The 16,290-nt window shown below is 73.5% G+C and carries 14 protein-coding genes; 7 read left to right on the forward strand and 7 right to left on the reverse strand.

The window, feature by feature from the left end:
- Positions 1–72: 72 nt before the first annotated feature.
- Positions 73–1,551 (reverse strand): glutamate--cysteine ligase family protein, encoded by a 1,479-nt coding sequence (locus tag IGA62_RS24345; protein ID WP_145818698.1) that lies wholly within the window; start codon positions 1,549–1,551, stop codon positions 73–75.
- Positions 1,552–1,735: 184 nt separating this feature from the next.
- On the opposite strand from IGA62_RS24345, the gene IGA62_RS30265 reads away from it, so the two are divergent.
- Entirely contained in the window at positions 1,736–2,074 is a 339-nt protein-coding gene (locus IGA62_RS30265; protein WP_232624760.1) for a DUF3817 domain-containing protein, read from the forward strand.
- Positions 2,075–2,200: 126 nt separating this feature from the next.
- On the opposite strand, the gene IGA62_RS24355 is transcribed toward IGA62_RS30265, so the two are convergent.
- Positions 2,201–2,752 carry a hypothetical protein gene (locus tag IGA62_RS24355; RefSeq protein WP_186499899.1) on the reverse strand — a complete coding sequence of 184 codons (552 nt, stop codon included), beginning with the start codon at positions 2,750–2,752 and terminating at the stop codon, positions 2,201–2,203.
- Positions 2,753–2,905: 153 nt separating this feature from the next.
- On the opposite strand from IGA62_RS24355, the gene IGA62_RS24360 reads away from it, so the two are divergent.
- Together IGA62_RS24360 and IGA62_RS24365 are read left to right on the forward strand one after the other, a co-directional pair.
- Complete coding sequence (locus IGA62_RS24360; RefSeq protein ID WP_145818695.1) at positions 2,906–4,030, forward strand: baeRF2 domain-containing protein; 1,125 nt, start codon at positions 2,906–2,908, stop codon at positions 4,028–4,030.
- Between the two features lie 154 nt (positions 4,031–4,184).
- A complete protein-coding gene (locus IGA62_RS24365; RefSeq protein WP_145818694.1) occupies positions 4,185–5,228 on the forward strand; it encodes an iron-containing redox enzyme family protein in 1,044 nt (347 codons plus the stop codon).
- 99 nt (positions 5,229–5,327) lie between these two features.
- Here IGA62_RS24365 and IGA62_RS24370 read toward each other — a convergent pair whose 3' ends face one another.
- The gene (locus IGA62_RS24370) at positions 5,328–5,546 is read right to left on the reverse strand and encodes a CDGSH iron-sulfur domain-containing protein (RefSeq protein WP_145818693.1); all 219 of its coding nucleotides are present in this window, start codon (positions 5,544–5,546) and stop codon (positions 5,328–5,330) included.
- A gap of 229 nt (positions 5,547–5,775) precedes the next feature.
- Between IGA62_RS24370 and IGA62_RS24375 the strand changes: the two genes are divergently transcribed.
- Complete coding sequence (locus IGA62_RS24375) at positions 5,776–7,167, forward strand: hypothetical protein (protein ID WP_145822031.1); 1,392 nt, start codon at positions 5,776–5,778, stop codon at positions 7,165–7,167.
- Between the two features lie 329 nt (positions 7,168–7,496).
- Positions 7,497–8,639 (forward strand): SigB/SigF/SigG family RNA polymerase sigma factor, encoded by a 1,143-nt coding sequence (locus IGA62_RS24380; RefSeq protein ID WP_145818692.1) that lies wholly within the window; start codon positions 7,497–7,499, stop codon positions 8,637–8,639.
- A 95-nt stretch (positions 8,640–8,734) separates the two neighbouring features.
- Here the strand turns inward: IGA62_RS24380 and ctaD are convergent, their stop codons facing one another.
- The 4 genes from ctaD to IGA62_RS24400 form a co-directional block, all read right to left on the reverse strand.
- Complete coding sequence (ctaD, locus tag IGA62_RS24385; RefSeq protein ID WP_145818691.1) at positions 8,735–10,738, reverse strand: aa3-type cytochrome oxidase subunit I; 2,004 nt, start codon at positions 10,736–10,738, stop codon at positions 8,735–8,737.
- 98 nt (positions 10,739–10,836) lie between these two features.
- A complete protein-coding gene (locus IGA62_RS24390; RefSeq protein WP_145818690.1) occupies positions 10,837–11,565 on the reverse strand; it encodes an ATP-binding protein in 729 nt (242 codons plus the stop codon).
- Between the two features lie 120 nt (positions 11,566–11,685).
- A complete protein-coding gene (locus tag IGA62_RS24395) occupies positions 11,686–12,840 on the reverse strand; it encodes a glycosyltransferase (protein WP_145818689.1) in 1,155 nt (384 codons plus the stop codon).
- Between the two features lie 37 nt (positions 12,841–12,877).
- The gene (locus IGA62_RS24400) at positions 12,878–13,894 is read right to left on the reverse strand and encodes a glucosyl-3-phosphoglycerate synthase (RefSeq protein WP_145818688.1); all 1,017 of its coding nucleotides are present in this window, start codon (positions 13,892–13,894) and stop codon (positions 12,878–12,880) included.
- A gap of 206 nt (positions 13,895–14,100) precedes the next feature.
- Here IGA62_RS24400 and IGA62_RS24405 point away from each other — a divergent pair, with 206 nt between their 5' ends.
- The gene (locus IGA62_RS24405; protein ID WP_145818687.1) at positions 14,101–15,096 is read left to right on the forward strand and encodes a Gfo/Idh/MocA family protein; all 996 of its coding nucleotides are present in this window, start codon (positions 14,101–14,103) and stop codon (positions 15,094–15,096) included.
- Positions 15,089–16,177, forward strand: coding sequence for a zinc-dependent alcohol dehydrogenase (locus IGA62_RS24410; RefSeq protein ID WP_145818686.1), 1,089 nt, complete (start codon positions 15,089–15,091; stop codon positions 16,175–16,177). The genes IGA62_RS24405 and IGA62_RS24410 overlap by 8 nt, the downstream gene beginning before the upstream one ends.
- The last annotated feature ends 113 nt before the right edge of the window (positions 16,178–16,290 follow it).

Here is a 16,290-nt window from a genome sequence, read left to right on the forward strand (position 1 = left end):
CCGTCCCCGGTCGTCCACCCTGCGGCGTCCGGGTCGTCCGTCTCTCGTCGCGTACCCCCGCTCCGGGCGTGCTCAGGGCAGCGGCCACTCGTGGACGGGCCGGTTGCTGTGCATCAGGTCGACGTAGTGGCCGAGCATCCGGCGCAGCGCCTCCGGCCGGTCCACGTGGTCCTCGGCCTCGAACCGGTGCAGGGTGGCCACCTGCCAGGTGGCGCCGTTGCGTCCGGTCAGGCAGCGGCCCTCGATGACGCCGAGCAGCCGGTCCCGCTCCGCCGGCTCCAGCCCCCACAGGTCCAGGCCGTGGTGGGCCAGGGGCAGCAACCGGCGCAGCACCAGCTCGGTGACCGGGAGGTAGCCCAGCCCCGGCCAGAACACCTGCGCGTCGATGCCGTGCCGGGCACAGCTCTGGAAGTTCTCCTCGGCCGCGCTGAACGACATCTGCGACCACAGCGGCCGGTCCGACTCGGCGAGCGCCCGGACCAGTCCGAAGTAGAACGCGCCGTTGGCGACGGTGTCCAGCACGGTCGGCCCGGCGGGCAGGACGCGGTTCTCCACCCGCAGGTGGGGCCGGCCCCGGAACACGTCGTAGACCGGTCGGTTCCAGCGGTAGATGGTGCCGTTGTGCAGCCGCAGCTCGGCCAGCTTGGGCACCTCCCCGGCGGCGAGCGCCTCGGCCGGGTCCTCCGGGTCGCAGATCGGCAGCAGCGCGGGGTAGTAGCGCACGTTCTCCTCGAACAGGTCGAAGACGCTGGTGATCCAGCGTTCCCCGAACCAGACGCGGGGGCGTACGCCCTGGGCCTTGATCTCCTCGGCCCGGGTGTCGGTGGCCTGCTCGAACAGCGGGATCCGGGTCTCCCGCCACAGTTCCCGGCCGAACAGCAGCGGCGCGTTGGCCCCGAGGGCCACCTGCACCCCGGCGACGGCCTGGGCGGCGTTCCAGTAGTCGGCGAACCGGGCCGGGCTGACCTGGAGGTGGAACTGGGTGCTGGTGCAGGCGGCCTCCGGGGTGATGGTGTCGGCGGTGGTCGCCAGCCGCTCCACGCCGCTGATCGCGATCGGCAGGTCCTCGCCCCGGGCGGCGAAGATCTGCTCGTTGAGCAGCCGGTAGCGGGGGTTCGCGGAGAGGGCCTCGCCGGTGAGGTGCTCCGGCCGCAGCGTCGGGAGGATCCCGATCATCACCATGTGCGCGCCGACCGTCCGGGCCTTCTCCTCCGCCGCGTTCAGGCTGGCCCGGACGGTCTCCTCGAACTCGGCGGTGCCGTTGCCGGCGAGCCGTCGGGGCGGGACGTTGATCTCCACGTTGAACTGGCCCAGTTCGGTCTGGAAGCTCGGGTCGGCGATGGCGGCGAGCACGTCGGCGTTGCGCATCGCCGGCATCGACCGGTCGTCCACCAGGTTCAGCTCGATCTCCAGCCCGGTCGTCGGGCGCTCTGACTCGAACCGGGACTCCCGGAGCATCTCGGCGAAGACGTCGAGACAGCGACGGACCTTCTCCCGGTACCGGGCCCGGTCCTCCCGCGTGAAGTTCCGTACCCCGACGTCCTCTCCCATGGGTCACCACCCTGTCACCGCTGGTGTCTTCAACCTCGCACGTGCCGGCGGCGCGGGGAAGAGGTCGGAGGTCCCTTTCCCGTCCACCGTCGTTCGACGTGATCCGGCTCGCGCCGCCGGTCACCCGTGGTTCGTTGTACCCACTGCGGCCCCTAACATTGCCCGACACGAGAGGGGAGAGCACGTGCGCGACAAGGTGACCCGGTGGTTCGTGGTGGTGGCCATCGCCGAGGCGTGCTCCTGGCTGGGCCTGCTGGTCGGGATGGCGGTCAAGTACGGGCCACCCGGCAACGAGATCGGCGTGCAGATCTTCGGGCCCGTCCACGGCGCGCTCTTCATGGCGTACGGCCTGCTGGCGCTGCTGGTCGCCCGCCGGCAGCGGTGGGGCTGGGGGATCACGCTGGTGGCCCTGGCCTGCGCGGTCCCGCCGTTCGCGACGCTGGCCTTCGAGCGGTGGGCCCACCGCCGGGGCAGGCTCGCGCCGGCTGTCGCGCCGACCCGTACCCCGGCCCCGGTGGGCTGACCCCGGTCGTGACCCGGCCGCGCGCTCAGCCGGCGCACCGGAACGAGGTCGGCCTCGGTCAGGGTGAAGCCGGGAAACATGCTCCGGGTGCCTGCCCGGGGGCCCCGGCCGGCAGACCCGTCCGGCTCAGATCGTGATCGCCCAGGCCAGCACCAGCACCAGCACCAACGCCCCGACGAACGCCTGGAGCAGCAGCGGCGGCCCGAGGTGGGACCAGACCGTCGGCGGACGCGGAGTCAGCCACTGGGTGGTGGTGATGTTGACGATCCGCTCGATCCGCGGTGGCAGGTCCGGGTCGCCCTGGTCGCGGAGGGTGAGCTGGACGTGGTCGCCGGGGTGCACCGCGCTCTGCGCCAGGTGGCCGTGCAGTTCGACCTCGAAGAGCTGACCGTCGGCGTCGCGCAGGCGCATCGGTGTGACCAGGAACTCCGGCCCCTTCTTGAGTTCCTTGAAGCTGCGCCGGGCGGGCCCGCCCGCACCGGTCCTGAGCAGTGTCCGGACCAGCAGGGTCAGCACCTGGGTCAGACCGGCCGCGGTCATCACCGCCACCAGGATCGGCTGTCCCACCCGCATCTCGCGGGTGTAGCCGTCCATGAAGCGGACCACCCGCCCGGTGAAGACCCTGCCGGTCGGGCGGAGGATCCGCGGGCGTTGGAGGTCGCTGTCCATCATCACCACCGAAAGTTCTGTTCTGTGCACCGATGGTATCGGCCGGGTGGGTTGAGCGACATGAGTGAACACGCTCACGGCGCGTCCGCCACCGCACGACGAGCGAGGTGACAACGCGACCGGTACGGGTAAGCGCGGGGCCGAGCCGGAAAGGGGTCGAGCATGGAGCTGTCCTTCCTGCGCCCGCTCTACGAACGTCCCGGGCCGTGGTGTTCGGTCTACCTGGACGCCTCCCGGGACACCCAGGACGCACGCCCCGCCCTGGACCTGCGGTGGCGGGCCCTGGCGGGTCGCCTCACCGAACAGGGGGCGGACCCGGAGACCGTCGCGGCACTGGACCGGATGGTCCGGGGCCACGCCCCGCTGCCCGGGGACTACGGACTGGCCCTCTTCGCCAACCGGGGCCGGGTCGCGCTCACCGAGTACCTCTCCGCGCCCCCGCTCCGGGACCTGGCCGCGTATGGTCCGTTGCCCCACACCATGCCGCTTGTCGCCCAGCGGGGCGAGGAGGTCGCCTGGGTGCGGGTGCTGGCCGACCGGACCGGTGCCGACGTCGTGGCGGTCGACGCCGGTGGGGTGCCACGGCGCGCCCACGTGCGGGGTCGGGAGAGTCACCCACTCCGACGGGTGCAGCCGGGCGGCTGGTCCCAGTCCCGCTACCAGCGCGCGGCCACCGAGGCCTGGCACCACAACGCGGGTGACGCGGCGGCGGCCACGGTCGCGCTGGCCGAGCGGGTCGGCGCGGAGGTGGTGGTCCTCGCCGGGGACGTCCGGGCCACCGGGGTGATCGCCGCCCAGCTGCCACCACGCTGGCAGGACCGGCTGGTCCGCACCGACGCCGGCAAACGGGCCGGTGGTGCGGATCTCGCGGCCATGGAGGACGTCACGGTGCAGGCCGTCGCCGAGGTGGCCGACCGGCGGATCCAGCAGACGCTGGACCGGTTCGGCGTCCAGGAGGACGTCGGCGCGGGCCTGGACGCGGTGGTCGGCGCGCTGCAACGCAACCAGGTCGACACGATGCTGATCGTCGACGACCCGTCCTCCACCGACGAACTCTGGATCGGCCCGGAACCGACGGAGATCGCCACCGACCCGGGGCAGCTCACCGCCATGGCCGTCGACCACCCCCAGCGGGTACGCGCCGACGCGGCGCTGGTACGGGCCCTGGTCGGCACCGACGCCGGGGTGACCGTGCTGGGGCCGGACGAGGCGCCGGAGCTGACCGACGGCGTCGGCGCGGTGCTGCGCTACGCCGACGCCGGCACGCCGGGGCGCGGTGGGGGCTGAGGCGCACCGCTGCCGGTCCACCGGCCACCTCGTGGAAGGTCCCGCACGCGACCCGTGGCCGGGGCTCGGAGAGCACGCGGCCCGCCGGGGCGGGCCGGCCGTTTAGGCGGGGGTGGCCGGGGCATCTACCGGCGCAGTCGACCAGGGAGGCGCCATGTCAGATCCGGCCGCGCGCGCACACGGGCCCGCGCCGCTGCCCCGACCGCGCGGCCCGGTCTCGGCCGCCCTCGTCGTCGCGTTGCGTGAGCCGCCGCACGACCTTCCGGCGCACCTCGACTGCGATCCGGTGGACCCGCTCACCGACGAGGACCTGCAACTGACCCTCTTCCTCTGCTACGAGCCGCACTACCGGGGCTGGACCGGGGTGGACGAGGCGTGGGAGTGGCAGCCGTCGCTGCTGGCCCTGCGGGCCCGCGTCGAGCGACGGTTCGAGGCGGCGCTGCGCCAGCTGGTCGGTCCGCTGCCGGCGGTGCGACCGGTCGACCTGCCGGCGGCACTGGCCGCGCTGGCCCGGGCCGACGACGGCCCGTCGCTGGCCGCCGCCCTGCACCGGCGGGCCACCCTGGCGCAGTTCCGGGAGTTCGTCACGCACCGCTCGATCTACCACCTCAAGGAGGCCGACCCGCACTCCTGGGCCATCCCCCGGCTGGGTGGCGCGGTCAAGGCCGCCCTGGTGGAGATCCAGATGGACGAGTACGGCGGCGGCCGGCCGGAACGCATGCACGCCGAACTGTTCCGCCGCACCCTCGGCCGGCTCGGGCTGGACACCGGGTACGCCGCGCACCTCGACGCGGTGCCCGCGGTGACCCTGGCGACCAGCAACGTGATCTCCCTGTTCGGCCTGCACCGTCGGCTGCGTGGGGCGCTGGTGGGGCACCTCGCCGCCTTCGAGATGACCTCGTCGCTGCCGAACCGCCGGTACGGCAACGGGCTGCGCCGGCTCGGCTTCGACGAGGTGGCCACCGACTTCTACGACGAGCACGTCGAGGCGGACGCCGTGCACGAGCAGATCGCCGCGTACGACCTCTGTGGCGGGCTGGTCCGGGCCGAGCCGGCCCTCACCGCCGACGTGCTCTTCGGCGCGGCGGCCTGCCTGGCCGTGGACCGGATCTTCGCCACCCACCTGTTGACGAGCTGGGCGGCCGGACGCAGTTCGCTGCGCGCGGCGTCGGTCGGGTCGCTGCCCGTGGCGGCCTGACCGCCGCCGGGCCCGCCCGCCGGACCGCTCGTCCCCCGCCCCCGGTCGGGGTGGACCGTCGTGGGCGAGGTCTCCGACGTCAGCCGGTGCCTTGCGGGGTCATCCGGTGCGGAAGCCGACCACCTTGTGGGTGCCGTCGCAGAACGGCTTCGACGCCGAGCGTCCGCACCGGCACAGCGCCACCGTCCCCCGTCGCGTCTCGATGGGTCGTCCGTCGGGGGTGAGCAGGACGAAGTCACCCCGCACCAGCAACGGCCCGTCCGGGTAGGCGGTGATGGTGGCGCCTGCCGTGGTGGTGGGCTGCTCGTCCTGCGACATGGGACGCAGGATGCCCCGGCGCGATGGGCCGAAACCCCCGCCGGGGACCAGCCGGGACGGCGGGTGCGGGGCACCCGTCCGGGGGCGGCCGACCCGCAAAGGACCAGCACCCGTTGATTCGTCCCGCCCGGTGGTGGACGCCCCGTTTGAACCCCATCCGGACGGGAAGCCGGGCCGCGTGGTGAGCGAACGAGGAACGGTCGGGCCGGGACGCGGAACGCGGACCGGGATCACGGCCGACGGCGCCGGTCCCGCCGGTGAGCGGGTGGTGACGAGCGGCAGCACCGCCCGGGTCCTGGTGGCGGCCACCGCCCGGGCGCTGCGCGGGGTGGACTGCGCCGACCTCAGTCACCCGCCCACGCTGGCGCGGTTCCCCGGCGCACCGGAAGCGGTGCGCCGGGCGGCCGTGGCACGGGCCGCCGGCCGGGTGGCGCTGTCGGTGGATCAGGCCGCCGAGGTGGACGCCGAGCGGGTCGCCCGCTGGTTCGTCGACCAGTACCCCCGGCGCCGGTACCCGGGCGCGGTGCTCGGCTCGGCACACGGCGCGGCCGTGCACCTCGCGGTCGCGCTGGGCGTGCCGTGGCTGCCCGCCGGCTTCGAGATGACCGTGCGCTGGACCGACGGCGCGGTGGACCACCCGCGCGCGGCCCGGGAGCACGGGGCGAACCTGGCCGGTCGGTTGCAGCGCGGCAACGCCGACGTCCACGTCCGCCAGGTCCACTGCCCGGCCAGCCGGGGCGCGCTGGCCGGGGAGACGGTGACGCTCGCGGTGCGCTGGCAGCGCCTGCCGCGCGCGTACGCCCGGTTCCTGGCCGCCCGGCTCGAACCGGACGCGCCCGTGCTGCTGCTGCGGGACGCCCGCACCTGGCCGGTCCGCGACGACGGCGGCGGGCACAGCTTCCAGGTGGGCTGCCCGGCAAGCGGCCTCGACCCGGTCGACTTCCACCCGGACAGCCCGGCGCTGCGGCAGGTGCTCCGCTCCGCGGGGGGTGACTGTTCCCACTGGGATCCGCCGGACGTGTCATCCGCCCGCGCCCTGGCCGAGAACGGCGTCGAGGCCGGATTCGAACTCGGTGCCCGGGAATGGACCGGGCGCCGGGGCCATCCGCTGCACCGGGTGCTGTTCCCACAGCCCGAGGTGCTCAGCGCGGCGACCGCCGACCTGTACCGGGGCTGGCTGCGCTCCGCCGGCAAGACCGGTGACCGGCTGGTGGTGGAGTGCGGCCGGCTGCTCGACCCGTGGCAGGTGGTCCGGGCCGGGCTGGTGCCGTACTGGTGCGAGAACGCGACCCGGCGCGGCGTCTCCGCCGCCGAGTGGTGGCTTGCCGGCAGCGAGCCGTTCACCTCGGTGGACGTCCTGCCGGAGCCGCCGGGCGTGCCCTCTCCGGCGTGGGCCGGCTTGCCGCAGTGGCTCGCGGTCGCCGCGTTCGGCCGCCGTCGGCGGGCGCTGGACCGCACCGCCGCGCGCGGCTACCCGGTCACCTCGGTGCCCACCCGCCGGGCCACCGAGGTGCTCCGCAACCAGCCGTACGACCTTCCGGTCCCGCCACCACTGGCGGTGGACGCGGCGCTGGCCGCGTTGCGCGCCAGCGGCACCGCCCAGGGCCTGCTGGTGGGCTGACGGAGCGCCAGCTCCCGCCCGTCTCCCGCGTCCCGCCGGTCTCCGGCGGCCACGTGCGCCACGCCCGCCGGTGCCGGTCGTCCCGCTGACCCGGGCCGGGCCGGGCCAGCCTGACGAAACATCCTCGTGACCCCGTGGTGCCGTGGTTGAGTACCTACAGAGCGGGAACACCGCTGGCTGCGACGGCCCGGCCGGCACCGGCCGCGCGGCATGCTGTTGTCGCTCGTCGGCATTCCCCACCTTCCGTCCTTCCCGCACCCGGTGCGGGCGCCTCGTCGCGCCCGTGACCGTCGTGCGGGCGGGGCGGGGATCTTTCGAGGGAGGCGCGGATGTTCGGACAGCCCACCACAACCACCCCGTCACCGACCGATCGGGGACTGGAGGACCTCGACGCGGCGGCGCTGGCCTACGCGGCACGTATCGAGGGCCTTCCGCCCGAACGGCGGCAGGAGGCCCGGGACGACCTGGTCCGGTTCGCCCTGCCGTTCGCCGGCCGGCTGGCCCGGCGGTACCGGGGACGGGGGGAGCCGCTGGAGGACCTGGAGCAGGTCGCCCGGCTGGGGCTGGTGAACGCCGTCGACCGGTACGACCCGGAGCGCGGTTCGTTCACCGCGTACGCGGCGATCACCATCGTGGGAGAGATCAAGCGGCACTTCCGGGACCGGACCTGGGGGGTGCACGTGCCCCGACGGTTGCGCGACCTGATCCTCGAGGTCGGTCAGGCCACCTCCGCGCTGACCAGCGAACTGTCCCGCGCGCCGACGGTGGCGGAGCTGGCCGAGCGGCTGGAGACGCCGCAGGAGGAGATCCTCGCCGCCCTCGAGTCGGCGGCCGGGTACAGCCCCGCCTCGCTGAACGCGCCGGTCGGCGGTGAGAGCTCGGCCGAGTTCGGCGACCTGGTGGGGGAGTCGGACAACGCGCTGGAGTCGGTCGACGACCGGGTCACGGTCAGCGGCCTGCTGCACCGGCTGCCCTGGCGGGAGCGGCGGATCCTGGCCATGCGCTTCTACGGCAACCAGACCCAGGCCGAGATCGCCGCGCGGTTCGGCATCTCCCAGATGCACGTCTCCCGCCTGCTGTCCCGGGCTCTGACCTGGCTGCGTCAGGCGATGCTCGCCGACGCCCCGCCGCCGTGGCAGAACGGCGCGGAGGCGGAGAGCGGGCGGACCCGCATCGCGGTGCGGCACGCCGGTGACCGGGTGGTGGTGGAGGTCGGCGGCGAGGTGGACCGGGACGGCGCGGACCAGCTGCGTCGGGCCGTGCTGGGAGCGTTGACCGGCCAGCCCCGTGAGGTGGTGGTGGAGCTGGACCGTGCGGGGGGCGTCGACGCCGGCGGGGTCGCCGCGCTGATGGCCGGCCGGGACGCCGCCGAGCGCAGCGGGGTGCCGTTGCGGCTGACCGGGGCGCAGCCGGCCGTGCGGCGCTCGCTCACCGCCGCCGGTTTCGCGCCCGCCACCGCCCCGCGACGCTGAGGGCCCTGCGCCTGGCGTGGTCGGTTGGTTTGCAGGGGCCCCTTCCTCATCGTTTTCCGTGAGGAAGGGGCCCCTGCAACCAACCAACCAACCCGTCAGCGCTCCGGTGGGTGGTCGCCCGGTCCGTGCGGGTGCTGCCAGCGGTCGTTGTTGTCCGGTCCCCGTTCCGAGCCGAACGGGTTCTCCGGCTCGTCGGTCTCCTCGAAGCTCGGGCGGAGCACCTCGTCCGGGTCCGGCACGTCCACCGGCCGGGCACCGGACTGCGGTGCCGGGTGGTACGCAGTCGCCTCCCGCGCCCCGTGCGCACCCGCGGCGCTCGGCGACTCCGGCACGTGCCGTTCGTGGTGCATCTCCTCGCCGAACGTCTGTGGCGGGCGGGTGGAGCGCTGCGGCAGGTCACGGCCGAGGTCGGCCACGAGCGGGCCGTACTTGGCGTCGAAGGCGGGACGTTCGGAGCGGATCCGGGGCATCCGGTCGAAGTTGCGCAGCGGGGGCGGGCAGGTGGTGGCCCACTCCAGCGAGTTGCCGAAGCCCCACGGGTCGTCGACGGTCACCATCGCCCCGTACCGCCAGGACTTCCAGGCGTTCCAGACGAAGAACAGGGTGGAGACGCCGAGGACGAAGGAGAAGATCGTCGACACCGTGTTCAGGACGGTGAAGCCGTCGGTGGGCAGGTAGTCGGCGTACCGGCGGGGCATGCCCTCGGCGCCGAGCCAGTGCTGCACCAGGAACGTGCCGTGGAAGCCGACGAACATCGTCCAGAAGTGCGCCTTGCCCAGTCGCTCGTCCATCAGGCGCCCGGTCATCTTCGGCCACCAGAAGTAGAAGCCACCGAAGAGCGCGAAGACCACCGTGCCGAAGAGCACGTAGTGGAAGTGGGCCACCACGAAGTAGGTGTCGGTGAGGTGGAAGTCGGCCGGCGGGGAGGCCACCAGCACCCCGGTCAGCCCGCCGAGCAGGAACGTCACCAGGAACCCGATCGCGAACAGCATCGGCGTCTCGAAGGTGAGCTGCCCCTTCCACATGGTGCCGATCCAGTTGAAGAACTTCACTCCCGTGGGCACCGCGATCAGGTAGCTCAGGATGCTGAAGAACGCCAGCAGCACCTGACCCGTGCCGAACATGTGGTGCGCCCAGACGGTCATCGACAGGACGGTGATCGCGATGGTCGCGCCGACCAGTCCCTTGTAGCCGAAGATCGGCTTGCGGGCGAAGACCGGGATGATCTCGGTGATGATGCCGAAGAACGGCAGCGCGATGATGTACACCTCGGGGTGGCCGAAGAACCAGAACACGTGCTGCCAGAGCAGCGGACCACCGGTGTCCGGGTCGAACACGTGCGCGTCGAGCAACCGGTCCGCGGCGAGCGCGAGCAGCGCGGCGGCCAGCAGCGGGAAGACCAGGATCACCAGGAGGCTGGTGAGCAGCATGTTCCACGTGAAGATCGGCATCCGGAACATGGTCATGCCCGGGGCGCGCAGGGTGAGCACGGTGGTGATCAGGTTGACCGCGCCGAGGATGGTGCCCAGGCCGGAGATCACCAGGCCGATCACCCAGAGGTTCGCGCCGACCCCGGGGGAGTGCTCGACCCGGCTCAACGGCGTGTACGCCGTCCAGCCGAAGTCCGCCGAGCCGCCGGGGTTGAAGAAGCCGCCGAGGACCATCAGCCCGCCCAGCAGGTAGAGCCAGTAGGCCAGCGCGTTCAGCCGGGGGAACGACACGTCCGGCGCGCCGATCTGGATCGGCACCAGGTAGTTGCCGAACCCGAACGCGGCCGGGGTGGCGAAGAGCAGCAGCATGATCGTGCCGTGCGAGGTGAAGAGCTGGTTGTACTGCTCGGCGGCGAGGAACTGCATTCCCGGCCGGGCCAGCTCGGCCCGGATCAGCATGGCCTGGACCCCGGCGACCAGGAAGAAGCCGAACGAGGTGAGCAGGTACAGCAGCCCGATCTGCTTGTGGTCGGTGGTGGCGAGGAACCGGGTCAGCTTCCCGCCCGGCACCGTCGGTCGGACCGGCCCGGGATAACCGCCGAACCGGGCTGGCGCGAGGATCGCCGGTCCCCGGTCCCGACCCGGCCCCGTGGTGGTCGATGTCGTCATGCCGTTTCTCACCCCGCCCGCACGCCGGATAGGACGGGCGTGGCTACCCGTCGCTCTCCCTATGAAACCAGGCGGGAAGGGAAAAATTGGGCGTAAGGCTACATGGCGGGAAGCATCGCCCAGACCACCTTGCCGTCCCCGGCCGGCGAACTGCCCCAGCGCTGGGTCAGCTCCCGGACCAGCAGCAGCCCACGCCCGCCCTCGGCGCAGTGGTCCGGGTCGGCGGGACGGGCGGCGGCCCGGCTACCGTCCACCACCGCGACGTGCAGGTACGGCCGGCGCAACGTCAGCGTGACCTGCATCGGGGTGCCGGCGTGCCGGACCACGTTGCCCACCAGTTCGCTGAGCACCACCGTGGTCGGACCGACCAGCTCCGGCAGGTTCCACCGTCCGCAGGCGTCCCGGGCCAGTTCCCGGGCCCGACGGCAGGCGTCCGCGACCGGCTGGAGCCGGGCCCGCAGGCGGGGCGCGGCGGTCGCGTCGACCTCCCGGGTGGCCTCGGCGCGGTCCCGGCAGACCGGCAGCACCCGGCAGGCGGTGGACTCGGCGAGCCAGGTCGCCGCCTCCGGCGGCGGGGCGCAGAGCACCATCGGCACCGCCGGCCAGTCCGCGGCCTGACGGGCGGCGGCAGCGAAGACGGCCAGCGCCAGAGGGTCGGAGACGGTCAGTTCGGCCAGGTCGACGACGAGCGCGTCGGGCTGGGCGGTGAGACACCGGTGCAGCACGGCGTGCACGGGCCGCATGGTCTGCACGTCCAGGGTGCCGGCGAGCCGGACCTCGGTCACGGGCGAGTTCTCGCGCACCTGGAAGGTGATCCGCCTCGACATGGGTCTCGCTCCGTACCTGCCTGGGGGCTGTTGCTCGGTTGATCGACAAGTACCCCCGGCCGGCGCGTCGAAACGCGTGGCCGGGGGTACCCGCCATGACCGTCGTCGGCGGCGCCGGGATCAGACCGGCTGCAACCGGGCCGAGGCGAGCTGCCGGACCCGCTCGTACAACTCGACGTACCGCTGTGCCATCACCGCAGGGGTGAACCGGGTGGCGGCCTCCCGTCGGCACTGGGCCGGGTCGATCCCACCGGCCGCGAGCACCAGCTCGCCGAGCTGCTCCTCGTCGTCGGTCAGCAACCCGGTGCGTCCGTGGTCGATCAGTTCCGGCAGGCAGCCCCGCGCGGTGGCGACCACCGGGGTGCCGAGCGCCAGCGACTCGACCACCGCCGTGCCGCCCGGCTCCTCCCACCGCAGCGGGAAGAGGGTGACGCGGGCGGAGGCCACCAGGTCGTCACGGTCCTGACCGGCCACGGTGCCCACCCAGCGCACCCGGTCGCCGTCGACGTGCGGGGCCACCTCGTCGAGGAAGAACCGCACGTCCGGGTTCTGCCGGGCCTCGTCGCCCGCCGCCGCCAGGTCCTCCGGCCGGTGGTACGGCCCCACCGGGCCGGCCAGCACCAGCGGGAAACGACACCGGTGGGCCAGCCGGGCGGCGACGTCCTGCCCCTTGCCCGGGTTGATCCGGCCCAGCACGACCACGTGACGACCCTTCGGTGGACGGGGCCGGCGGTGGGCGTCGACCGCCAGCGGGGTCGCCAGGTGCACGTGCCCCACCGAGTGGTCGCGCAGCGCCTGCGGAGCCCGGGCCAGCTGCGAGGCGGAGACGCCGTTGACCCGGACCCGGTCGCCGCCGTCGAGGTGACCGTAGAGCGCCGGATGCTTGGCCAGGTCCCAGTGCAGGGTGTGCAGCGCCGGTGGGGCGTCGGGGCCCATCGCGGCCAGAGTGGCCAGCCCGACCGCCTCCACGTGGTCGTGCACCAGGTCGATGTCGTCGCGGGAGTGCAGCTCGCGGGCCACCCCGGCGAGGTGCGCCTGGGCCACCCCGCACACCTGGTTGTACGGGCGTTGCAGCGCGGAGAACTGCCCGTCGGGGAAGACCGAGACCCGTTCGTCGACCGGCAGGGTGCTGGTGCCCACCGAGGCGAGGACCACCCGTACGCCGAGCCGGCGCAGCTCCGGTACGAGCGTGGCGATCACGTTCTCGATCCCGCCGTATCCGGGCGGCGGCACGGACAGCCAGGGGCCGGCGTTCATCAGGACGGTCAGGCTCATGCGGGGTTCCTCTCCTGGGCGCCGGGTCGGCCGGCGGTCACGCCGCGGCCACGCGGCGACGGGGGACGAGGTGGCGCAGCTCCGCCAGGGGCGGTCGCTCCTCGATCGAGACGTCGTTGACCACGATTTCGCGGTCGAGGTTCGGCAGGGCGTCCGAGCCGCCCCGTCGGAACTGGGTGAGCAGCTCGGCCGGTCGGACGTCCGGGTTGGCCCAGCCGCGGCGTTGCAGCCGGGACCAGACGGTGAGCATGATCTGCGCCGACATCTGCCCGAGGGCGGCGGTGTCCTGGTGGCGGTGCTTGCGCTCACCCAGGTCGACCTGGGCCAACGCGTCCAGGCCGACCATGTCCAGCAGGTCGATCAGCATGGCCGTCTCCACGCCGTAACCGGAGACGAACGGCACCCGGGACAGCACGTCCCGACGCCCGGCGTACTCCCCGGCCAGCGGCTGGACGAAGCCGGCCAGCTCGGGCCAGAACAGGTTGAGCACCGGACGGGCCATCAACTCGGTGACCCGGCCGCCCCCGTCCGGCTCGATGCTCGCCTGGCCGACCAGCGGTCGGTGGTAGAAGCCCTTGACGAAGTCGATGCCGGGATCGGTGAGCAGCGGCCCCAGCAGCCCGGTCACGAAGTGCGGACGGAACTCCCGCAGGTCGGCGTCGACGAACGCCACCACGTCCCCCCGCGCGGCGGCCAGTCCCGCCCAGAGCGCGTCCCCCTTGCCGGTCAGCCGGGGCAGCGACCGGGTCATCTCGTCCTGGCTGACCACCTCCGCGCCGGCGGCGCGGGCCACCCGCGCGGTCCGGTCGGTGGACCGGGAGTCCACCACGATCAACTCGTCGACCAGCGGCACCCGGTCGACCAGGTGTTCCCGGATGGTCGACACGATCGCGCCGACCGTCGCCTCCTCGTTGCGTGCCGGCAGCACCACGCTGACCCGGCAGTCACCCTTCGCGCGGACGAGTCGCTGTGCCGTCCACTCCTGCGCCGAGGTGGTCCGGTACGTGGCCCACGCCTCGACCACCGGTGACACCACCGCTTCCGTATCCCGCACGGGCACACCCCCATCAGTCGACGCCGTCCGCTCCGGTCGTGCGCGGGACGTGGCGAGGAGTTTTCCCAATCACCACCGCCGGCTAACCGCATTCCCGCAATGATCTCGTTCAGGACCCAACCACCCCGATTTCCCCCAGGTGAACGTTTGTACCGCTGACCACCAGGGCAGTCCCTGCGGCACGGACACGTGTCGGGAGGGTTCGCATGGTCGGATGTCGGGTGGGACTGGTGGGTGCGGGCGGGGTCGCGCAGCGACACGCCCGGGTGCTCAGCGGCTTCGAGGACGTCGAGCTGGTCGGGGTGACCGACGTCGCCCACGAGGCGGCGAGCGACCTCGCCGGTCGGTACGGTGGTCAGGTCTTCGCCGACGTCGGGGAACTGCTCGCCGCGGGATGCGACGCGGTGTACGTCTGTGTGCCGCCGTTCGCCCACGGGCCGGTGGAGGAGGCGGTGATCGACGCCGGGGTGCCGATGTTCGTCGAGAAGCCGGTGGCGGTCGACCTGGACACCGCCGAGCGGATCGCCGAGCGCGTCGCCGAGCGCGGCCTGCTCACCGCGGTCGGCCACCACTGGCGCTATCTGCACGTGGTGGAACAGGCCCGCGAACTGCTCGCCGACCGCCCGGTGCGGATGGTCAGCGGCAGCTGGCTGGACAAGGTGCCGCCGGTGGCCTGGTGGGCGCGGCGGGACCGCTCCGGCGGGCCGGTCGTCGAGCAGGCGGCACACGTGCTCGACCTGATCCGGGTCCTGGTCGGTGAGATCACCGAGGTCACCGCGTACGGCAACGGCACGCCGCCCCCGGTCGACGGGGCGGACATCGACTCGGTCACCGTCGCGGCGGCGCGCTTCGCCGACGGCGCGGTCGGCACCCTCACCGCCGCCTGCGTGCTCGGCTGGAAGCACCGGGCCGGACTGGAGATCCTCGCCGACGGGCTGGCCCTGACGCTGGCCGAGGACGGCCTGGTGGTGTGCGACGCCGACGGGGAACGCCGGTTCGAGGCCGATCCCGACGGGGCCCGGGTCGCCGTCGACCGGGCCTTCGTCGACGCGGTCCGGGGCGTCGGGGACGACATCCGCGTCCCGTACGCCGAAGCGCTCGGCACCCAGCGGCTCGCCTGCGCGGTCGCGGAGAGCGCGCGCACCGGCCGGCCGGTGGCCCTGCCCACGCCGGACCGGATGGGGGTGACCGTCGGTGCGTGACAAGATCGTGGTGGTCGACGGCCCCGGGCGGGTCGAGCTGGTCGCGCAGGACGCCGAGGAACTGCGGGACGGCACCTTCCGCGTCGAGACGCTCTACAGTGGCGTCTCGGCCGGCACCGAGCTGAGCTACGTCAAGGGCACCAACCCGTACCTGCACGTCACCTGGAACGCCGACCTCGGCCTGTTCCAGCCCGGCGGGGCGAGCACGCCGTATCCGGTGCGTCGCCTGGGTTACATGCAGGTCGGCCGGGTCGTGGAGAGCGCCACCCCGGCGGTCGAGGTCGGCGCGGTCGGTGCGATGACCTACGGCCACCGCACCGGGTACGTCGCCGACCCGGTCGCCGAGCGGTTCGTCCCGCTCCCCGACGACCTCGATCCGATGCTCGGCGTCTACGTCGCCCACATGGGCCCGATCTGCGCCAACGGCCTGCTGCACGCCGCCGCCGACCTGCACGGCACCGACGTGCGGTCGCTCGGCGACGGAGTGGCCGGTCGGCGGGTCGCGGTGGTCGGTAGCGGAGTGGTGGCCCTGCTCACCGCCCTGTTCGCCCAGCGGGGCGGCGCCGCCTCGGTGGTGGTGCTCGACCCGACGCCGCAGCGCCGGCGGGTCGCCGAGGCGCTCGGCCTGGAGACCCTCGACCCGGACGCCGAGGACCCGGCGGTCGTGCTCAAGACCCGCTGGGCGCACGGCCCGGGGGACCGGGGTGCCGACGTGGTGTTCCAGTGCCGGGGACAGGCCTGGGCGCTGCACCTCGCGCTGCGCCTGCTGCGCCCCCAGGGCACGGTCGTCGACCTGGCCTTCTACCAGGCCGGGGCGGACGAGGTCCGACTCGGCGAGGAGTTCCACCACAACGGGCTCTCGTTGCGCTGCGCCCAGATCGGCCGGGTGCCGCGCGGGCTCGCCCCGACCTGGGACCGGGAGCGGCTCTCCGCCGAGACGGTCGACCTGCTGCGGGAGCAGGGCGACGTGATCCGCAAGCACCTGGTCTCGGCGACGGTCCCGTTCGAGGAGGCCCCGACCCTCCTGACCGACCTGGCCGAGCGACGCCGCCAGGAACTCCAGGTCGTGCTCACCTGCTGAGCACCCGCCCACCGCTTCCGCCATGGTGCCGGCCGCCGCTGCTGCGGCTGAGGTGGTTGCAGGGGCCCCTTCCTACCGCTTTTTGACGAGGAGGGGACCCCTGCAACCACCCA

This window comes from Micromonospora sagamiensis, assembly GCF_014680085.1.
GTDB classification, from domain to species: domain Bacteria; phylum Actinomycetota; class Actinomycetes; order Mycobacteriales; family Micromonosporaceae; genus Micromonospora; species Micromonospora inyonensis.